The organism is Hymenobacter sp. YC55, from assembly GCF_029433095.1.
Classification (GTDB): domain Bacteria; phylum Bacteroidota; class Bacteroidia; order Cytophagales; family Hymenobacteraceae; genus Hymenobacter.
Genome location: NZ_JARNTX010000001.1, coordinates 2,737,299 through 2,757,136, shown reverse-complemented (window position 1 = coordinate 2,757,136; position 19,838 = coordinate 2,737,299). Strand labels below are relative to the sequence as shown.

The window sequence follows — 19,838 nt, the reverse complement described above, 5'->3', positions numbered from 1 at the left end:
TCATGAACCGTCGTCATATAGCCCGCGAAACGCTGGAAGCGCTGCAACGCGGCAGCTACAGCACCTCCGAGGGCGAAACCATAGAGCTGACGGCTTGGCAACAAGCGGCAGAACAAGGCAGCGTGCTGCATCGACCGGCCGACGTGCCGCAGCTACTCCAAGTATTCAAACAAGCAGCAGGCGAACCAGCTGAAATTCAGGTTTATCAAGCTACTACGCTGGAAGCCGTAACCAAACTGGCCGCGGAATTTAAGCGGGTGGGATGCTTGAACTTTGCTTCGGCGCGCAATCCAGGGGGCGGTTTTTTAGGCGGTAGTCAAGCACAAGAAGAAAGCCTGGCCCGTTCTTCAGGACTGTATCCGTGTCTGGTGCAGTTTCGGGAAATGTACGACCACAATACCCGTACAGCCCGCACCGGCCTCTACAGCGACTACGCCATTTATTCGCCGGGCGTACCCGTCTTCCGCGACGATGCAGGGAATTGGCTGCCGCAACCAGTGCGAGTGGATTTCATTACATCCCCAGCTGTCAATGCGGGGGCCTTAAGTCGAAACAACCCTGAACTACTGCCCGAACTGGTTTCTACCATGCAGCGGCGCATTCGGCAGGTGTTGGCTATAGCAGCTCTCCACAAGTGTGAGGTACTCGTGCTAGGTGCTTGGGGCTGTGGGGTTTTCCAAAACAACCCGCACCAGATAGCCAGTCTATTCGCTGAAGCCCTGGCCGAGGCCAACATTCGCGGCCGTTTTCAGCGCATTGATTTTGCCGTATTCGACTCCAAACCACCGCACGAGACGCTACGAGCATTTGAAAAAGCCTTTGCAAAAGAGAGTAAGGTACTTACGCCCGATGCTGGATTAGCCCTAAAGGCTTCCTAGGTACAAGCTTCAACCTCGACAGAAGCCAATGGCAACATTTTTTTCATAAAACACTCAATAATCATGAATTTTCTTGCGTTATTATAATTGGGAAGGCGGCTGACCAGCTTACGGCAGCCGCCAGCCGGAACGGCAGGTAGCCGGAGCATACGGCTTCGGCTCGCCGTTCCAAACAGCTGAGCCACCACTTCGGGTGCCGTAGGCGGGCGTTACTTCGCTGGTGAAGCAAACTCTCTTCGGAAAGTTTGCCGGGTTCGAGTCCCACTCCACGGCTTCGGCTGTGGACAATACGCCAGCCGCCTGTTGCCCCGGTTAAAATTCATAGAAACCGAGTTATAGTAGTGGGTGTCGTAGGTAGCCGATACTTCGGTGTAGTTCCGTAAGGACGTGCAGGTTCAAGTCCTGCCTCGGGGCTGAAAGCCGTGAGTGGCGAAATTGGTAGACGCGCTATAAAAACGGCCGCCGCATTTTACCCCACTATTAATTAGCCTTGTACGGGTGCCGTGGCCGGGCCATACTTCGCATTTCGATTGCCCAGGTTGCAGGTTCGAGTCCTGCTGGCGCTGCCTCCGGTGGTGCTGTAGCTCAACAGGTAGAGCAGGTTAAATAGGAGGCTTGGCGTTAGTTGCCCTGTACATAGATAGTGCCTGACAGGTGCCGTAGCGAAGCCATACTTCGCTTGGGGCAATGGGGTCGTGGGTTCGAGTCCCACCTGCCGCTACCAGGCAGTAGCTCAGTGGTTAGAGCACATTTTGGAGGCTTCGCGGCTTGTTGCCCTGTCAGGTTTCGAATACAGGAGATAGGGAAGGTGTCGTAGGCTAGCCTTACTTCGTCTGAAAATCAAAGCGGCTTTCCGTTTTTCACCCTTCCCGATTCCCTTTCTCTGCTCCGGATGCCGTAGGTGCGCGCTACTCCGACTTTCCTCGTCGGGCCGCTTGGCCCGTTGCGCGGACCGTCTGTTGCTCCGGAGTTTCAGGGGATTTTTCAAGTGCCAGTAGTACAAAGCTGTAGCGAGAGGTCTGCACTTCGCGTGTCATTGAGCGACTGAAATAGCTGACGTTACAATGATTGACATTCACACGACGCGAAGCACAGGCTTCGCGCTACAGCCGCTGGTAAGTCGCAGCTAACAATCAACATTAACAACTAACAACCCTCTATATGGGCAATCTTTTACGCGGCAACGACCTCCGGCAGCTTGGCTTCCCGGAAGGCCGGGCCATCGGGCTGGCGCTAGCGCAATTGCAGCGCAAGCACCTCAAAAAACTTTCTAAAACCGACCAACTGGCGCTGTTGCAGCGCCTAGTAAATACCCCCAACGATTTCCTCACCGACCTGGACTGGAGCCATACGGCCGCCGCCTTGCTGCCACCGCCCAGCCGCCACATTGCCCTTGCCGAGCGCAAGGAATACGCGGTGTTTGGCGCCGAGTACATCGAGCACGGTGCCATCCACCAAATGGAAACGGCTATGAAACTGCCCGTGACGGTAGCCGGTGCCCTCATGCCCGACGCCCACCACGGCTACGGCCTGCCCATTGGGGGCGTGCTCGCCACCGACAATGCCGTCATTCCCTACGCCGTGGGTGTGGATATTGGGTGCCGGATGGCGCTTTCGGTGTTTGCCTTACCGCCTAAGCATCTGGAGCAGCGAATACAAGAGCTGCGCAAATTGCTTGTCGACAACACCCGCTTCGGCAACAAGCAGGGCTTTCAGCGCGGCCAGAAGCTCGACCACGCCGTGTTGGACCGGGCCGAGTTCCAGGACATCGGGTTCCTGCGCAACAAGCAAGCCACGGCCGCCGAGCAAATCGGTACGTCGGGTGGCGGCAACCACTTCGTGGAGTGGGGCATCGTCGACATCACCGATCCGAGCAACGAACTCGGCGTGCCAGTAGGAGAGTACCTGGGGCTGCTTTCGCACTCCGGCTCCCGGGGCTTGGGCGCCAGTGTGGCCAATCACTACACCAAGCTCGCCAAAGACGTGTGCCAGCTACCTTCCGAAGCGCAGCATCTGGCTTGGCTTTCCCTCGACAGCGAAGCCGGGCAGGAATATTGGGCGGCTATGAACCTGGCCGGTGACTACGCTTCGGCCTGCCACCACCAGATTCACCAGCGCCTAGCCAAAGCCCTCGGGGAGCGGCCCCTGGCGAAAGTGGAAAACCACCACAACTTCGCTTGGAAAGAGCGCCTAACCGACGGCCGGGAGGTAATCGTGCACCGCAAGGGCGCGACACCCGCCGGCCAGGGCGTACTCGGCATTATTCCCGGCTCGATGACGGCTCCTGGCTTTATTGTGCGCGGGCGGGGCAATTCAGCGTCGTTGGCTTCGGCCTCGCACGGCGCCGGCCGGGCCATGTCGCGGACGCGGGCCAAGTTGGAGCTAGGCGAAGCCGAGGTGAAGCGCTACCTCCAGCAGCACCACATCGAGCTGATTGGGGGCGGCCTCGACGAAGCGCCACAAGCCTACAAGGACATTCGGGCGGTCATGGCGAGCCAAACAGACTTAGTAGATGTGCTCGGTTCTTTCACACCACGCATCGTTAGAATGGAAGGGGGTGCCTAATAGGCAAAAGAGGCCTCAGCTAGCAGCTGAGGCCTCTTTTATGTTTAAACGGAAAGCAAGACGTAGCCTTCGTACGTACCAGTTAGCAACTTCCGAACGGCATCGTACCAAGTCCCTGCCAACTGCCAGATATATTTGCAATGGCTGCCAATCAGCTCTAAGCTCTTATCGAAGGGAGTTGCGAAACTGGAACTATAAAACGCCTGGAGCTGCTTGTTGCCATTTCAATGTCTTGGTTTCCTGTCTGCTTGCCAGTCTTGGACCGCTTGCCCTTTTCAATGAATAGACACTTCCTCGTTGCAAGTTTGGCTATCGTGCTACTTGCCAGTGCCACCCAACCCGCCTTGGCGCAAGTACCTTCTAACCCCGAACAACCTTGGGGAAGCTGGTTTATTGGGACGTTACAGCTACCCGGCAGCGCCGAGAGCCGATGGGGAGGATTTGCAGAGGCTCAGGCGCGCACTAATGCATTGTTTCGGCAGTACTTCTACAATGAGCTGAAGGGCGGCGTGAGCTTCGACCTCGACAAAAACTTCACGGTGCTGCTCGGCGGCGGCCGCTACGCCACCTCCGACTACCAGGACCGTCCGGCGGGCCCCCTGAATGTAGAGAAGCGCCTATGGGGGCAAGTTGTACTGACGCAGTACTCGAGCCGCATGAAAATAGAGCATCGGTACCGGGCCGAGCAGCGCTGGTTTCGGTTTCGCGACGATAGCACCTCGTCGCGCCAGCGACTACGCTACCGCCTTAATGCTTTTTACCCGCTCAATAAAAAAGCTATTGGCCCTGGCACCGTATTTCTTTCCGCTTACGACGAAATCTTTCTTAACCCCAAAGGTCCGGTGCTTGAACGCAACCGCATCTACCTCGGGGCCGGCTATCAGTTCAACAATCATCTGACGCTTCAAACGGGCTGGGTAAATCAAGCCAACTACAACCAGCCCGCTATCAAGCAAGGCCAATTTATCCCGCAAAACACTTCGGCCAAGCGCAACATTGTGGTGGCACTCACTTATCGGATTACGCGCAAGACTACCGTGGCTGCTCCCGAACGGCTCCCCTCGCAGCAGGATTAACAGTGTTGAAGCACGCGCAAATAGCTTGCGAAGTGTAGCGCTTAAGGCACTAAATGCTATTCTGCGGCTGGCGGGGCTGCTACCACCCGTACCTCGTCGCCGACACGGAGCACACCGCCCTGCACGATGCGGGCCGTGATGCCGCCGTGGCCGCGCATGGCATTGTAGCCGCCAGGTCCTAGCTCTTCTTCCATGCGGGAGCAGGGGTGGCATTCGCCGGTGATGTCGAGCACTACTTCCTCCCCGATCTGAATACGCCGGTTCTTGAGCGCCAGCAGATTCAAGCCGCCTATTACGAGGTTGCGGCGCAGGCGGGCAGGATCGAGCGGTGCATCGTGGCCGAGGTAGCCTGCTACGGCAGCTAAGTGCTCTTCCTGAATAAGCGTAACCTGGCGCTTGCCACCCGCTTTTGGCCGGGCATGGTCGCCTTGCAAGTGCCGGTCAGTTTCGGCAGTGGCCTCGGGCACCGAAACCACCGCTTCCCGCCGTACGGGCCGTAAGCCTATCCAGGCCAAGCGGCCGGTTTGGGGTAAGGTGCCTAATAGAGTGGCAATTGTGGACTTATCGTCGCCGAAGAAAGGAAAAGGCATATACGTAGCCGTGCAGGCTGCTCAAGAGTTGTACGAATGTGTCAGGTCGAAGAACATCGGCAGTAGGGGAGGGCCGGAGCAGTTTCTAAGATACCGACCAAAACCTATCTGCAATGTAGCGCGACCATAGCATCAGCTTTGGAAAGGGCAAATAGGATAGCGGGGTTCCACCCGAGTAACTTACGTCGAAATTAATTTGGCAACCCAGAAAGCAGCGGCGGCAGCTAGTGCTCCAATACCGGCCATCTTGAAAGCGCCACCGATAGGCGGCTGACCCGTCAGGCGGCTTTTAAGGTAGCCAAACAAGAGCAAGCACAGCAACGTGATAACCGCCGACCAGAGTAAGCCTTGGTTGGGAGTGGCCGTAAAGAAGTAGGCACTTAGCGGAATTAAGCCACCCGCTGCGTACGCCATGCTAATTGTAGCCGCACTTTTAGGTGCTTGCTTAGGATCGGGCTGCTCTAAACCAAGCTCGTATTTCATCATAAACCGCACCCATTGGTCGGGGTCGGCCGTTAGCTCGGCTACGGCCAGCTTACGGGTACTTTCCGAGAGGCCAATTTCAGCTAATAGATCTTCCACTTCGGCCCGCTCTACGTGCGGCACCTCACGCACTTCCTGATACTCGCGGGCTAATTCAGCTTGGTAATGGTCTACCTCGGTGCGCCCCGCCAAATAGCCGCCCAGCCCCATGGCAATGGAGCCGGCTACAATCTCAGCGAGGCCGGCCGTTATCACCAAATTCGAAGAGTCAACGGCGCCGCTCAGGCCTGCGGCCAAGGCAAAAGGCACAGTAAGCCCATCGGAGAGGCCGATAACAATATCCTGTAACATGGCCGAACTAGCTAGGTGCTGCTCGGGGTGCGGGTGTGGATGAGGGTGCGGCATAAGGAAGTAAATATAGCCAGTACGCTAACCTGCAGCTTATTTGTGCGTACTACCACTAACTGTGTGGTTGAGTAAAACCAACTCACAGCATATTCTTCTGACTACAATCTTCTCTTCTTTTAAGTACCATGGCCAAAGCTCCCGCCACCAAAACTTCAGCTGCCGTAGCAGCTCCTAAAGTTTCTGCTGCCAGCAAAAAGGCGGCCTCCTCTGATGGACAGGCATCGTCTAACGGTCGTACAACTCCTATACTGCAGCCGGTATTGAACCAGCAGTTCGACGCTCCTGCGGCGTTGCAAAAATTTGGCACCGTGTCGCAGCGCCTGCCTATCGGCCTTGACACCGACACCCGCCAGCAAAGTGTAGCCAACCTCAACCAGCTGCTGGCCGACACCATTACGCTACGCGACCTGTACAAGAAACACCACTGGCAGGTAGTAGGCCCAACTTTCTACCAGCTGCACCTGCTCTACGACAAGCATTACGAAGAGCAAAGCGGCCTAGTTGATATCATTGCCGAGCGCATCCAGATCCTAGGCGGCGTAGCAGTAGCAATGGCCCACGACGTAGCCGAACTCACCAGCATTCCCCGTCCGCCCCGCGACCGGGAAGAAGCTCCCGTGCAAGTGTCGCGCTTGCTGGAGGCCCACCAGATCATCCTCAAAAACTGCCACGAATACGCCAAAACAGCCGCTGATGCCGGCGACGATGGCACCAACGATGTAGTAGTGAGCGACGTAATGCGCACCAACGAGCTGCAAGTATGGTTTGTGTCCGAGCACGTAGTTGACACCCCACTAGTTCGCGCTGAATAGCACAGTCGTCTTCTAAAAATACGAAAAGGCTTTGGTCATAAGACCAGAGCCTTTTTTGTTGGTGCCTTTTGACTCAACTTAAAGCTGATTTCAATAAGCAACAAGCAAAATGAGCCTGAGTGAAGGCCTAAAAGTGCCGCTGGTGCAAAATATTTTAAATTTTTATGAAGAGGCGGAATTTACTTTTCCGGCTGACAATGAGGATACAACCTCGTTGATGTGAGACGAAGCGGGCTGCTAAGAGCAAAAAATACGCAACTGGATTTGGAGCAAGCGCACCGGCTACCTACTTTTGTCCTCGCTCTGCCGCCTCAGCAGGGCCGAAAGCCTCGGTTTTCGACGAATACAAGGAGTGCTTGCCGTCATCTGCGCACGTGGTGAAACTGGTAGACACGCCATCTTGAGGGGGTGGTGCCTTCGGGTGTGGGAGTTCGAATCTCCCCGCGCGCACTCCAAAGCAAAGAGCCCGTTTCAGCTACCTGAAACGGGCTCTTTGCTTTTAGCAACGGTCGTATAGCTCACTTATAAAGTTCCGTTTCGCTCAAACGGGTTAGCTGGTACCACCAGCACCACCTTCTCACGCTCTACTAGCACCTGGCCCGGCAACGCCCCTTTGGGTTTGCGCACGAACTTCTTCGGCGTGACCGTAACCGGACACAGCGAATCGTTTTGCCGACGCGAGTACCACGCCGCTAGCTGGGCCGCGTGCTCCACCACGGGTTCCGGCACAGGTTGGCCCGCCCGGTGCCGAATAACTACGTGCGAACCGCTTACATCCTTTGCGTGTAGCCACAAATCGTCTTTGTGAGCATAGCGTTGCGTGAGTAGGTCGTTGTTTTGCGCATTGCGGCCCACAAGGATCGTAAAGCCAGCATCCTCAAACACTTTGAAGGGCAGTTCTTGAGCAGCTTTCGCTTTGGTTTCGGGTTCGAGTTGGTGCTGCTTGCGCCAGGTTCGCAACGTGCGTAGGTCAGCAGGGAGATTTTCAAGTTCTTCCAGCCGCTCCAGGCACCACAGCGCTTCCGCTTCGCGTCGTTCCACTCGCTCGGTTAGCTGGCGGGTTTCGATTTGCTGGTTCTTCGCCTTCCGATACAGATTTTGTGCCGTACGTTGCGGCGTTTCAGTTGGCTTTAGTTTGATGGTACGTGGCTGGTTGTCTTGGTAGAAATCTACTACATCCACACTACTAGCTCCCGCCGGAATCTGACTTAAGTGCGCCATAATAAGGTCAGCGGTTTGGCGGTAGCCGGCCGTATGCTCCAAAGCATACAGCCGCGTACGGGCCATGCTGGCACTCGTGGTGGCCTCGTCGGCACGACGCTCTAACAACTGCCGTACTTGCCGCAGCTCCATTTCGTAGGCGCGGCGCCCTAAGGTCAAAGGCACGAAGAGGCGCAGTGCGGCTAATGGGTCGGGCGGAAGAGTACGTTCCACTTCCCCCACGGGCAATAAGCTCAAGCGGGTGCGTCCCTCCACCGCGGTTAAGTAGAACGCCTTAGGCTTTTCCAGCAGAAGCAGTACTTCTCGAACTAGTTGCTCTTTAACAGCCAGCGGTGCCGGGTCATAGCCGTGGTCACGGAGGTAACGGGTGGGCAAGTCGGCCAAAGCTGGATAGCGCTTAAATGGATTTACCGCTTCTTTCGTTGCCAGTATTTCGGTGCTTGGCTTTTCCGGCTCTATTGTGTTTGCGTTGCTACTAGCAGCCGATTCGCTTTCATGCGTAGCACCCAAGGTAGAACGTGAGTTCTCATCTTCTAACAGAGGCTGAATTTCAGCGTCGGCGGTGTAGCGTTGATGAAACAGTTCAACCGGTGCATCGGGGGTGAGGCGGAAGATGGCGTTAGGGCGAGGGCCGTAGAGCTTAAACAGCAACGTGGCATTGCTCCGGAAGCGCAGCTGCAGCACCCGATCGTTGGGTAGGGCGCTTACTTCTGCAACTTCTTGGCCTAGTAGATCAGGTAGTAGGTCGACGGAGTTAGCGCGTGCCCGGTGGAAGGTTTCGGGCAGCGCTAAGACTGTAAAAGTTACTGAAAGCTGAGCCCGCAGCCAGAATTCTGCCGTGCCATTGGTCAAGCCTATTACCAACTCATCTTTCTCCTGCGAAAAGCACGTCACTACCCTGTAGCCAGCCAACTGCTGTGTGAGAGCCGGGGCCAACTGGCGCAGGAAATAGTAGTTGTTGTGCATGATGTGTTATTCAAAGCAATGCAAGCCTAGTAGTGCCTGCCAGTACAATGGGTAAAGGTATAACAGCAAGTTTACGGCAGCTGCTTGCAACCATCGGCAGATGGTATAGCTCCAGTATTTATAAACTGCCGTCCTACCTATCTGCCTTTTCTAAACATGAGAAAATACCTACTTCTTAGCGCACTTGTAATAAGCTTAACCGCCTGCTTGAAAACAGAAGATGAAAACGAAGTGACGCCCGCCGCTATTAATACGATCTTCGACCAAGACTTTAACTTAAATTATAGACAACAAGCAACACTATCGTCTGCAAGTCAAACGGAATTGACAGTGGCGGTGGAGGAACTGCATTATACGTTTTGCCCTAAGAATGCCAATTGCTTTATAGGTGATTTTGTGAATCCAACGATGAGTGTGACCGATACGAAAGGCCAAACTCAGGAAGTAAAGCTGTCGATGCATAGAGCAACTAGCAACTACCCTAATTGGATGGATACAATCAGTGTGCGAGCTAACGGTACCCGATACTTGCTTTATTATAAAAAATACGATGTGAAAGCAGGATGTGACAATCCAGCGAAAAAAGACATTTCCGTTCAGCTGCGCATTACAAAGCCAACCAACAACTAGGACGTGCGCCAACTAAAAAGGTACGGAGGCAGAAGTTAGGCTTGGAGCTAAGCCTAACTTCTGCCTCCGTACCTTTTATTACTGTATCGCTAAGCTGCCCCTTTGCTGTAGGCTAATACTTTTGCTAATAGTTACACTTCCACCCGCAGCCCATCATAAGCCAGCCGAATAAAATCAGGCAGCGTAGCCTCTACTTCGCGGTGCTTACCTAACAGATGGCTGATGTGCGTGAGATAGGCTCGACGAGGAGCGAGGTCTTCGAGAACAGCAATGGCCTCCGTTAAGGAAAAGTGTGAGATGTGCGGCTCGTGGCGCAAGGCGTTCAGCACAATGATTTCCGAACCCCGCATCCGTTCCAATGACTCTGGCTCTAGGTGATTGGCATCCGTCACATAGGTGAAGTTGCCCACCCGAAATCCGAGCACCGGCAGCTTGTAGTGCAAGGCCCGGATAGGATGGAAGGTTACTCCCTGCACATCGAAGGAGGTAGTATCGTCGAGAATTGGGATAGTTTGCACTTGTGGCACCCCGGGGTACTTGTGTTCGGCGAAGATATAGGCGTATTCACGCCGGAGTTGGTCTAGCACCCGTGGCTCGGCGTACACGGGCATGTCTTGCCGCTGCTTGAAATTGTAGGCCCGGATGTCGTCCATGCCGGCCGTGTGGTCTTTATGCTCGTGCGTAAACACCAACGCATCCAGCCGGTCGACCCGTTCGCGCAGTACCTGCTGGCGAAAATCCGGCCCCGAATCAATAATAATGCTCTTGCCCTGAGTTTCGAGGTGCACCGATACTCGTAGCCGCTTGTCGCGGTAGTCAAGAGAGCGGCACACTGCACAGTGGCACCCAATCACAGGCACGCCTTGCGACGTGCCCGTGCCGAGAAAGGTGATTTGCATGGGCTAATTGTTGAATAGCTGAATGGCGAAATGGTTGGTTGTTCTACGAATTATCGGAACAACCAACCATTTCGCCATTCAGCTATTCGGGTATTTATCCTACGTACTGCTTTACTACGCGTACAAGTGCATCAAAATCAAGAGGTTTAGGTAGGTAATCGGTTACGCCAGCCTCGCGGAATTGCTCCATAGAATAGTTGTTGGCGTTGCCGGTGATGGCAATAATTGGAATTTTAGAAATCCGCTCGTCCTGGTGAGCACGGATTTCGCGGGTGCATTCCATACCGTCCTTCACTGGGATGTTGATGTCCATCAGCACGCAGTCAATGGGCTGACTTTCCACTTGCTTGAGAACTTCGCCCCCGTTTTTGGCCGACACAATGCGGTATTTCTGCAGCTCAAGAATCTTTTTAGTCAAGTTCAGGATGACGGAGCTGTCTTCGGCAATTAGTATTGTTTTCGCGTCGCTCATGAGAGAGAGAAAGTAATGATGTAGGGGTTCGGGTTGAAAAGGTAAAATTAAAAAGATGTTTTCGGGCACTTACAAGTCACTCGTCACGCCCGGATAGACTGCTTTAAATCGAGTGAAGTAATCCATTAACTTTTGAAAATCCTGCTCTACGTTGCTCTGGTCGCCTTTTTTCAAATTGTGCTCTATCTCCTTGGCACACTCTGCTAGCAAAGTTAGACCTAAAGTAAAGCCAGTTCCCTTTAATTGGTGCAAATGTGGTAAAATCTGTTCGTACTGCCCACTCTGCACCAATATTTGGGCTTCATCAAGGAGCTGCGTTACTTCTACCTCGAAGTCTTGGTAGAGCTGAGCCGCAAATTCGGCACCACCCAGTTGCCGCAGTTGCTCTATTACATCCGGATCAATAAATGGCGGTTCTTCCGCGGCAGCAGGAGCGGCTTCAACTGCTGCGGTAACCGCCGTGGCGGCGGCCGCCCGCATGGCTGGCCCTGCTGTTACCCAACGCCGTAGCACCGAGTGCAAATCCTGGCTTTTCACGGGTTTGGAAACGTAGTCGTCCATGCCCTCGCGCACAAACCGTTCGGCGTCTTCCTTCATGGAATAGGCCGTCATGGCCACCACGGGCGGGCATGCAGCGCCTAAGCGACGCCGGATTTCCTGCATGGCCGCTACGCCGTCCATTTCCGGCATCTGAATATCCATGAACACTAAGTCGAACTTAGAGCCAGGCGCCGTGGCTTTGCTGATGGCTTCAAAGCCGTTGTCGGCCACGGCCACTTCACAGCCTAGCTTGTCGAGCAGGCGGATAGCCACTTTCAGGTTGATGGGATTGTCATCGACGAGCAAAACGCGCGGTGCTGTATCGAAGCGGGTGATGTCGGGAGCCCGCTCGCGCGAGGCCAGCCGCTCCTGCACGATTTCGTCTTCGTTGTAAGCTGCGCGGCAGCGTAGCGTAAACCAGAACGTGCTGCCGTCGCCTTCGTTGGAGAGTACCCCAATGTCGCCGCCCAACAACTCAGCTAGTTGCTTGCTGATGGCGAGACCTAAGCCTGTGCCGCCAAACGCCTTGGTAGGTGTCGTATCGAGCTGCGTGAAGTTGGTGAACAGCAGTTTGGCATTTTCCGTGGAAATACCAATACCAGAGTCCTGCACCGCAATGCGCAGTTTGTACTCGTCGTCCTCGCGCTTATCCGTCGACACAATAATACTCACCGTGCCCTGCGACGTGAACTTGATGGCGTTGGAAGTGAGGTTGCTGAGTATCTGCAACAAACGCGTTTCATCGGTCACGATGAAGCGCGGGGTGTTAGGCGCGATATGGTACGAGAACGTAAGACGCTTTTGCTGCGCCCGGTTCGCAAACAACGAGTGGATCTTCTCCAGCGTGTAGTGCAAGTCCATGCCCTCCTCGTTGAGCTGTAGCTTGCCCGCCTGAATCTTGGAGAGGTCCAGGATGTCGTTCAGAATAGCCAACAGCGCGTCGCTGGACTTCCGCAGAGTGTCAACGTATTCTTCCTGCTCTTCGCTGCTCACCGTTTGGTGCAGCAAGTCAATCATGCCGATGATGCCGTTCATAGGCGTCCGCAACTCGTGGCTCATATTGGCCAGGAATAGCGTTTTGGCTTCCAACGCCGATTCGGCTTCATCCTTGGCCCGCCGCAGGTCAAGCTGCATCTGGTTGAACGTGGTGATGTCACGCGCAATGCCTTCGGTACCAGTTGTGCCACCAGTAACCAGTCGTGCATTCACCAACATGCTTACGCTGTGGCCCTGCTTGTGGCGCATTTCGATTGGGAAGTTGCGCGCGTCCCCATTCATCTGAATAACGCGCAACAGGTTGTCGCGCTCTTGAGAGTGAATGTAGTAGTTGGAAATAGGCGTACCCACCACTTCCTCAGCGGCGTAGCCTAACACGTCCAGCACCGAAGGGCTGACCAAGGTTAACATGCCTTGGTCATCGGTACGATAGTAGACGTCCTGGAACGACTCGAAAATGGCGCGGAACTTCTCTTCCTGCGCGGCTAACTCCAGTTGCGAGTGTTTCTTTTCGGTAATGTCGTGGGCAATACCCGAAATTTCCTCGAACGAGCCGTCATCAAGATAGATGGGGTTAAGGAAGATTTCGCGCCACGAATCGGCGCCGCGGGCGTCTTGCAGACGTACCTCGAAGCGCTGAGGCTGTCCCTGAAACGCCTTGCGGTAGTTTTCTACAAACAGTTCGCGCGCATCTTCCTCCATCATGGCCAAATCGGCCTGGAACAAGTTCACGTTCGGCGCCGGGTACACCCCGTTGCGCCGCAAGAAATAAGCGGCGTAGTTGCGGTTGAAAGAAGTGAGGCGCGAGTGCGTATCCACGGACCACATCAAGTGCGAGCCGCTTTCGAAAATAGCATTCAGACGTGCGTTCTGCTTCTGAATTTGAACCTCGTTGCGCTTGCGCTCAATGGCCAACGCTACCTGGTTGGAAATAAAGTGCAGAATCTCGAGGTCGGTAGGGGCGTAGGCATCGGCCTTGTGATAATCCTGCACGGCAATTACCCCGATAATCCGTTCCCCGATGCTCAATGGGGAGCAGAGCATTACTTCGGGTATTAGGCCATACGCCGTGATGGTGCCGCTGCTAATGAGCTCTTCCAACTCGTGGCGCAGCATATACTGCGGCCGCCCCGTCCGGATAATGTACTCCGACATGCCCGAAGAGAAAGGCCGCGACACGGCTCCTACTTCGCCCGGCGTATTCTGGTCAACGAAGTAAGCAAACTGCAATTGCGTCCGCGCTTCGTCGCAGAGAGCAATGTAGAAGTTGTTGGTTTCGATGATCTTGCTCAGCTCCCGGTGAATAGCACCGTAGAGGGAATGCAAGTCTTTCGAGCTAATGGCCAGGTTAGCAATGCTGTAGTACACCTTCTGCAAGCGTTCGGCCTTGATGCGGTCGGTGATGTCGTGCAGAATGGCGCGGGTGCTTACGGGCTCGTTGTCTTGCCAGGAGCAGGAAATCGAACCAATCAGGTGAACAGGTTTGCCCGTCTTGGTTAGGAATACTGTTTCGAGCTTGTTGACTTTTTCGCCCTTATACAAGTTGCGCAGCTGATACAGCAGCTTGGCTTTGTAGTAGGGGTGCACCACGTCCGAAAGGCTGAGGTTGGGCAGGTCTTCGTCGCTGTAGCCGAGCTTTTCCTTCCAGGCTTTATTGACGAACAAGAGCCGGTTGTCGATGCTCAGGTTCTGGATAAGGTCGTGGGCGTTGTCGAGGAAGTCTTGGAGGCGGTTGCGGTTGTCAGTGAGGGCGCGGGCCGCTACGTGGCGCTCCGTAAAGTCGCGCCCGACCAAGAAGATGCCCGTAATGGCGCCTGCGGCATCGTGCGCAAACTCGGCGTGCCAGTGCACCATGCGCGTCTGGCCGTTCTTGGTGAGCAGAGAGCGTTCGTAGAAGTCCTGCAACCGCTCTTCCCGAATGCAAGTCAGGAAAGACTGCAACCGTAACTCACGCTCAGCCGTCGGCGAGAACGTGGTATGGTAAGGCTTATCAAGAACCTCGTCGCGGGTGTACCCGGTGAACTCCAGAAAAAAATCGTTGGCGTCCACCACAAAGCCTTCCCGGTCGAGAAGTACATAGCTCAGCGTGGTGCGCGAAAGCAAGTCGCGCAGCTGCTCCTGCGTGCGGTCGAGTACCAGTTGCTGCACCTCGGTGTCGGCCGGCCGACTAGCGGGGGCAGTTTCGCGAAGCCCAAGCAGGACCTGTACCTGGCCATTAGGTAAAGTCAAGCGGCGCAGCGTAATCTGAGCCATCAAGTTCCGCTGATTAGGACGGCGCGCTTGCCAAGGCCGCGACGCTTCTTTGCCCGTGCGGGCCGTGTACCGGATAGCTTCGCGCAGCGTGGCTTCGGTGTGCCACTGCCCGTTGGTGGTAGTCGGCACAGTTAAGGCCATCAGGCCATTGGTCTGCAAGTCGGTACGGCTAATGCCAAGCAGATGCAGCGCAGCTTTGTTGCAGTCGACTAAGTTGCCTTGCTCGTTGTAGAGCAACTGAGCATCATAGGCGTCTTCGAAAAGCGCACGGTAGAAATCTGTCGGCATGGCCACGGCAGCAGTGGACGTCGGAGCAGCAGAATGAGGCATCAGGGTAAAGAAGGGCTGAAACAAGAGCAAATTGGAAACTCCTGCGGGGGCCGGGTTTAACCCCTAAATTTGACGAAAATATCCCGAACCTCCACGATTCTAACCACTGATATCACCGGGAAGTTGCACGACGTGTACTATGACTGTTCCATGCTTGTATTTTGCCGTTACCACTGATCTTAACTATGACCAACGCATGCAGCGGATTTGCAGCAGCTTGGCCGAGGCAGGATACGAAGTACGGTTGATTGGGCGGCAATGGAATAATTCGCAGCCACTCGTGCCGCAACCCTACCAACAGCACCGCTTGCAGTGTTGGTTTCAACGCGGCAAGCTGTTTTACCTCGAGTATAACCTGCGCCTGTTGCTGTATCTGCTGCCGCGCCGCGCTGCCGTGTGGTGCGCCATCGACCTTGATACAGCATTGCCAGTATGGCTGCGGGCGCGGCTAGGTGGGCAGCCCTTCGTGTATGATGCTCACGAGCTATTTACGGAGGTGCCCGAGGTGGTGGCACGGCCGGCCGTGCAGCGAGTGTGGCGGTGGGTGGAACGCTTCATAGTGCCTCGTGCCAACTTGGTTTACACCGTCGGGCCGGCATTGGCGCGGGTGTTCGAGGAGCGCTACGGGCGGCCGGTAGAAGTGGTGCGCAACATCAGCCGGCTGTCGGAGACAGCCCTGCCGCCAACTCCTAAGGCGGCGCCTGACGCGGGCTACATTTTGTATCAGGGGGCCCTCAACGCGGGGCGGGGGCTAGAGGCGCTGCTCGAAGCCATGCCGCAGGTGGCGGGTCGGCTGGTTATTTGTGGGGAGGGCGACTTGTCGGAAAGCTTGCGGGCGCAGGCGGCAGCACTCGGGCTGCTGGCGAGCGGGCAGGTGGAATTCCGCGGCTTCGTGCTGCCCGACGCCCTACGTGAAGTGACGCGGAACGCGGGATTGGGAGTGATGTTGCTGGAAAACCAGGGCCTGAGCTACTACTACTCCCTCGCCAACAAGTTTTTTGATTATCTCCACGCCGGCATCCCGCAGGTGGTGGTAGACTTCCCGGAATATCGCGCCCTCAACGACCAGTACGACGTTGCGGAAATCGTACCTAACCTAGAGCCAACCACACTAGCAGCGACGCTCAACTATCTGCTGCGCGACAATCCCGCGCGTTATCAGCAGCTAGCAGAAAATTGTCGGCGGGCCCGCCGCGAGTTGAGCTGGCAACACGAGGAGCAGCACCTACTGGCGCTGTATACCGGCTTGGTTGACAGCAAATCGTAGTATCCCTCGACATTAGGTCACTTACTTTCTTTGCTCTTGCTACCATGAGTACACTTTCCGAGCTGATAACTTTCCTGGAAGCCGATTTGGCAGCACAGCCCAACCAGCCGACGCTAGTGGTAGTGGCGGGCCCTACGGCCGTAGGCAAAACCGCGCTTTGCGTACAATTGGCGCAACACTTTCATACCGAAGTAGTATCGGCCGATTCGCGGCAGTTTTTTCGCGAGATGAGTATTGGTACGGCCAAGCCCACTCCCGAAGAAATGCAGGGCGTACCGCACCATTTCATTGATTCGCACAGCATAACCGAAGACTACAGCGCCGGCCGCTACGAAGCGGACTGTCTAACGCTGCTCAACGCGCTTTTCCAGCGTCACCACGTGGTAATACTGACGGGTGGTTCCGGACTCTATCTGCAAGCCGTAACGGATGGGCTCGACGAACTGCCCACCGCCGACCCCGCCGTGCGGGTGCAATTGCAGCAAGAACTGGCCGCGCACGGTCTGGAACCTCTGGTAGCCGAATTGGCCCGCCTGGACCCTGTTGCATACAACCGCATCGACCGGCAGAATCCGCAACGGGTGTTGCGGGCCGTGGAGGTATGCCGCGCCACCGGGCAGCCCTTCTCCAGCTTCCACACGGCTGGCCGCTCGGCTCCGGAGCGGCCTTTCCGCATCATTAAACTGGCTCTCACGCGGGAGCGGGAAGAACTCTACCAGCGCATCGACCTACGGGTAGATCAAATGTTGGAAGCCGGTCTGCTGGCGGAAGTGGAGTCGTTGTTGCCTTTTCAGCACCACAACGCCCTGCAAACGGTCGGGTACCAGGAAATCTTTGATTATCTGAATGGCCTGCACGACTGGCCAGAGGCAGTACGCCTGCTCAAGCGTAACACCCGCCGCTACGCCAAGCGCCAGCTAACCTGGTTGCGCCGCGACCCGCAGTACCAGTGGGTAACGGTGAAGTAATACCTAAGTTCAATGCGCCGAGGGCACAAAGGGCGCACCCTGAGCAACCAACTCACCAAGCACGGCTGACTTGGAACTGAGCACCTGGCAGAATGTTAGCGCGAGTATCGTTCTGCAAGGATAGTTTGCCTCCCACTCGCCACGTGCGAGCCGGGTCTATGGCAACATCAACGTTTAGAGAGGCAATGTAGCCTGCGTGAAATCCTCGCTCATCCGAGGGAGCATAGGAAAACTCTAGTTGGTTGGTGGCCTGGTTCAGGCTGAACCCACCATACGTAAGTCCTTTTGAACTGCCATACCCACCAAAGGCGCCGACGCCAACACTGAACTCCACTGTCTTATCTGTTCCGAAAGGCAGCCAGTACACTTCTTGTTCTAGATTCACTGCCCGGTAGGACTCCTTGACTGTGTAGTTTCTACCGTTGTAGTCCTCACCAAAATCAATGTGGTTTGAGCCACTGATGACGGCCAATCGAGACCCTAACCGCAGGTGCTTCCCAAACTGCGGGGCGTATTCCAGGTACGTTTTCATTACGCCATAATCACCGGAACCATTCAGGCAGCTACCCAAGCCTAAGCGCAGCAATGCGGGGCGGTGGGCTGTAGGACCGGGTTCCGATTGAGCTTGCGCGGGCAGGGTAGAGGCTGCCAATAAGATTGTGAGAGAAATTACGGGGTAATGATACTTCATACTGATAGGCAAATAAGTAAGGATGAGAGTAATAAAAGCGAAATGCTAGTATACACAAAAGGGGCCGCAACTAACCCGAAGGTTGGTTGCGGCCCCTTTCTTCTTGCTAAGAAAACTTACACGCTCAGGATTTCTACCATGCGCATAAAGCTCTGGTTGATAAGCTTCTTCTTGTAAATAGTGTCATGGAAAGGGGTGTAAACCAACTGGCGGTTCATGATGCCGGCCATTACGTTGCGCATCCCGTTCAGCAAGCCCTCGACAGCGGCAATACCGATCTGAGAGGCCAGCATACGGTCGGCGGCGGAAGGCGAGCCTCCCCGCTGAATATGGCCAATAACCGTTACGCGGGTGTCGAGCTGCGGAATAGCCTCTTTCACGCGTTGCGCCACAATCTGCGCATTGCCTTCCACCTCGCCCTCGGCCACAACAACAATAAACGAAGTTTTGGAGCGCTGCCAGCTGGATTGCAAGGTGTCAATTACCGACTCGGTCGACATTTGAGTTTCCGGCACCATCACAATTTCGGCGCCGCCCCCAATAGCGCACGGAATAGCAATGTAGCCCGAGTCGCGGCCCATCACCTCCACAAAAAAGCACCGGTCGTGCGAGTCGGCCGTGTCGCGGATCTTGTCGATGGCTTCGAGGGCGGTGTTGACGGCGGTGTCGTAGCCGATGGTGTAATCGGTGCCGTAGAGGTCGTTGTCGATGGTGCCGGGTGCCCCTACGGTCGGAATGCCGAACTCCTGCTCGAAGATGGTGGCTCCTGTGAAGGTACCGTTGCCGCCGATGGCTATCAGACCCTCAATGCCATTGTTGACCAACTGGTCGAAAGCCTGTTGCCTTCCTTCCTTGGTTGTGAATTTTTGGCTGCGGGCCGATTTGAGGATGGTACCACCTTTTTGGATGGTATTGGCCACGGAAGCCGAGTCCAGCCGGACGAACTCCCCTTTGATCATGCCGCTGTAGCCGCGCATGATGCCATACACTTCAATGCCGTGGTACACAGCCGTACGTACTACGGCGCGGATGCAGGCGTTCATACCCGGCGAGTCGCCGCCGCTAGTGAAAACTGCGATGCGTTTCATCATAACTCTTATGCTTCAGAAGGCGCCTGCTATAAACCAGACGCACGGAACGGGCAAAGGTGGTAAATCGTTAGCAAATGGCCGCCCGGTTTCTAAAATCGGTCTGTTAAATTTCCTAGCTTCAATACGACTATTTTGTTTTCACTTGCGTAAGCGGCTTATTGGAAACCAGCGCACGGCCGAGTATCTTACAACTCGCCGTGGCCAATAAGTGGCTTTCGTGCTCTCGTTCTTTGTTCCCCGTTCCCTCATATAGTCCCTCCCTTATGTTCGGTTTTTTTGAAAATGAGCAGACTCGGAAAGTAAAAAGTCACATTCAGAATCTGGCTGCGCTGGCCAAAGCCGACGGTCACCTTGATGAACGGGAAATGAGCTTCATCGTGACGGTAGGCAAGCGAAACGGCATGCGGGCCGACCAAATTCGGTCTATCGTAGCCAACAGCAACCTGAACCGACTAGTCGTTCCCGATAATGATTCGGAGCGCTTCGACCAAATATTTGACATGGTGGACATGATGCTAGCCGACGGCATTGTGGACGACAGCGAAATGGACTTCTGTACTATCATGGCCGAAAAGCTAGGCTTCCGCAAAGACATTGTGGGCTTACTGGTAAAGAAAATTTCGCAAGGCGTAAAAGATGGCATGGATCGGGAGGTAATTAAATCGGATACGCAGGCTTTTTTGAAGAGAGCGTGCGGATAAT

The 19,838-nt window shown here is 55.2% G+C and carries 16 protein-coding genes and 1 tRNA gene; 9 read left to right on the top strand and 8 right to left on the bottom strand.

Annotated features, from left to right (window positions below; translation table 11 throughout):
- Positions 1–2 precede the first annotated feature (2 nt).
- From P1X16_RS11645 to P1X16_RS11635, 3 genes are all read left to right on the top strand, one after another.
- Positions 3–878 (top strand): TIGR02452 family protein, encoded by an 876-nt coding sequence (locus tag P1X16_RS11645; protein WP_277228972.1) that lies wholly within the window; start codon positions 3–5, stop codon positions 876–878.
- 1,161 nt (positions 879–2,039) lie between these two features.
- Entirely contained in the window at positions 2,040–3,443 is a 1,404-nt protein-coding gene (locus P1X16_RS11640) for an RtcB family protein (protein WP_277228971.1), read from the top strand.
- 278 nt (positions 3,444–3,721) lie between these two features.
- On the top strand, positions 3,722–4,519 hold the full coding sequence (locus P1X16_RS11635; protein WP_277228969.1) for a DUF2490 domain-containing protein: 798 nt from the start codon (positions 3,722–3,724) through the stop codon (positions 4,517–4,519).
- A 56-nt stretch (positions 4,520–4,575) separates the two neighbouring features.
- Here the strand turns inward: P1X16_RS11635 and P1X16_RS11630 are convergent, their stop codons facing one another.
- Together P1X16_RS11630 and P1X16_RS11625 are read right to left on the bottom strand one after the other, a co-directional pair.
- Entirely contained in the window at positions 4,576–5,109 is a 534-nt protein-coding gene (locus tag P1X16_RS11630) for an MOSC domain-containing protein (protein ID WP_277228967.1), read from the bottom strand.
- Between the two features lie 180 nt (positions 5,110–5,289).
- Complete coding sequence (locus tag P1X16_RS11625) at positions 5,290–5,997, bottom strand: VIT1/CCC1 transporter family protein (RefSeq protein WP_277228965.1); 708 nt, start codon at positions 5,995–5,997, stop codon at positions 5,290–5,292.
- A gap of 128 nt (positions 5,998–6,125) precedes the next feature.
- Here P1X16_RS11625 and P1X16_RS11620 point away from each other — a divergent pair, with 128 nt between their 5' ends.
- Both P1X16_RS11620 and P1X16_RS11615 read left to right on the top strand, forming a co-directional pair.
- Positions 6,126–6,812, top strand: a complete 687-nt coding sequence (locus tag P1X16_RS11620; protein WP_277228960.1) for a DNA starvation/stationary phase protection protein — start codon at positions 6,126–6,128, stop codon at positions 6,810–6,812.
- 368 nt (positions 6,813–7,180) lie between these two features.
- Positions 7,181–7,262 (top strand) — tRNA-Leu (locus P1X16_RS11615).
- Positions 7,263–7,334: 72 nt separating this feature from the next.
- On the opposite strand, the gene P1X16_RS11610 is transcribed toward P1X16_RS11615, so the two are convergent.
- Positions 7,335–8,999 carry an NFACT RNA binding domain-containing protein gene (locus tag P1X16_RS11610; RefSeq protein ID WP_277228958.1) on the bottom strand — a complete coding sequence of 555 codons (1,665 nt, stop codon included), beginning with the start codon at positions 8,997–8,999 and terminating at the stop codon, positions 7,335–7,337.
- 156 nt (positions 9,000–9,155) lie between these two features.
- On the opposite strand from P1X16_RS11610, the gene P1X16_RS11605 reads away from it, so the two are divergent.
- A complete protein-coding gene (locus P1X16_RS11605) occupies positions 9,156–9,629 on the top strand; it encodes a hypothetical protein (RefSeq protein WP_277228956.1) in 474 nt (157 codons plus the stop codon).
- A 131-nt stretch (positions 9,630–9,760) separates the two neighbouring features.
- Here the strand turns inward: P1X16_RS11605 and P1X16_RS11600 are convergent, their stop codons facing one another.
- The 3 genes from P1X16_RS11600 to P1X16_RS11590 all read right to left on the bottom strand — a co-directional run bounded on the left by P1X16_RS11600 (position 9,761) and on the right by P1X16_RS11590 (position 15,119).
- Complete coding sequence (locus P1X16_RS11600) at positions 9,761–10,528, bottom strand: MBL fold metallo-hydrolase (protein ID WP_277228954.1); 768 nt, start codon at positions 10,526–10,528, stop codon at positions 9,761–9,763.
- A 94-nt stretch (positions 10,529–10,622) separates the two neighbouring features.
- Positions 10,623–11,000 (bottom strand): response regulator, encoded by a 378-nt coding sequence (locus P1X16_RS11595; protein ID WP_022824573.1) that lies wholly within the window; start codon positions 10,998–11,000, stop codon positions 10,623–10,625.
- 69 nt (positions 11,001–11,069) lie between these two features.
- The gene (locus tag P1X16_RS11590; protein ID WP_277228952.1) at positions 11,070–15,119 is read right to left on the bottom strand and encodes a PAS domain S-box protein; all 4,050 of its coding nucleotides are present in this window, start codon (positions 15,117–15,119) and stop codon (positions 11,070–11,072) included.
- A gap of 139 nt (positions 15,120–15,258) precedes the next feature.
- On the opposite strand from P1X16_RS11590, the gene P1X16_RS11585 reads away from it, so the two are divergent.
- Together P1X16_RS11585 and miaA are read left to right on the top strand one after the other, a co-directional pair.
- Entirely contained in the window at positions 15,259–16,386 is a 1,128-nt protein-coding gene (locus tag P1X16_RS11585; protein WP_277228950.1) for a glycosyltransferase, read from the top strand.
- 44 nt (positions 16,387–16,430) lie between these two features.
- Positions 16,431–17,354, top strand: a complete 924-nt coding sequence (gene miaA / locus P1X16_RS11580; RefSeq protein ID WP_277228948.1) for a tRNA (adenosine(37)-N6)-dimethylallyltransferase MiaA — start codon at positions 16,431–16,433, stop codon at positions 17,352–17,354.
- A gap of 52 nt (positions 17,355–17,406) precedes the next feature.
- Here miaA and P1X16_RS11575 read toward each other — a convergent pair whose 3' ends face one another.
- Both P1X16_RS11575 and pfkA read right to left on the bottom strand, forming a co-directional pair.
- A complete protein-coding gene (locus tag P1X16_RS11575; protein WP_277228946.1) occupies positions 17,407–18,045 on the bottom strand; it encodes a hypothetical protein in 639 nt (212 codons plus the stop codon).
- A gap of 116 nt (positions 18,046–18,161) precedes the next feature.
- Positions 18,162–19,133 carry a 6-phosphofructokinase gene (gene pfkA / locus P1X16_RS11570; protein ID WP_277229547.1) on the bottom strand — a complete coding sequence of 324 codons (972 nt, stop codon included), beginning with the start codon at positions 19,131–19,133 and terminating at the stop codon, positions 18,162–18,164.
- 266 nt (positions 19,134–19,399) lie between these two features.
- Here pfkA and P1X16_RS11565 point away from each other — a divergent pair, with 266 nt between their 5' ends.
- On the top strand, positions 19,400–19,837 hold the full coding sequence (locus tag P1X16_RS11565; protein ID WP_277228944.1) for a TerB family tellurite resistance protein: 438 nt from the start codon (positions 19,400–19,402) through the stop codon (positions 19,835–19,837).
- Position 19,838 lies beyond the last annotated feature (1 nt).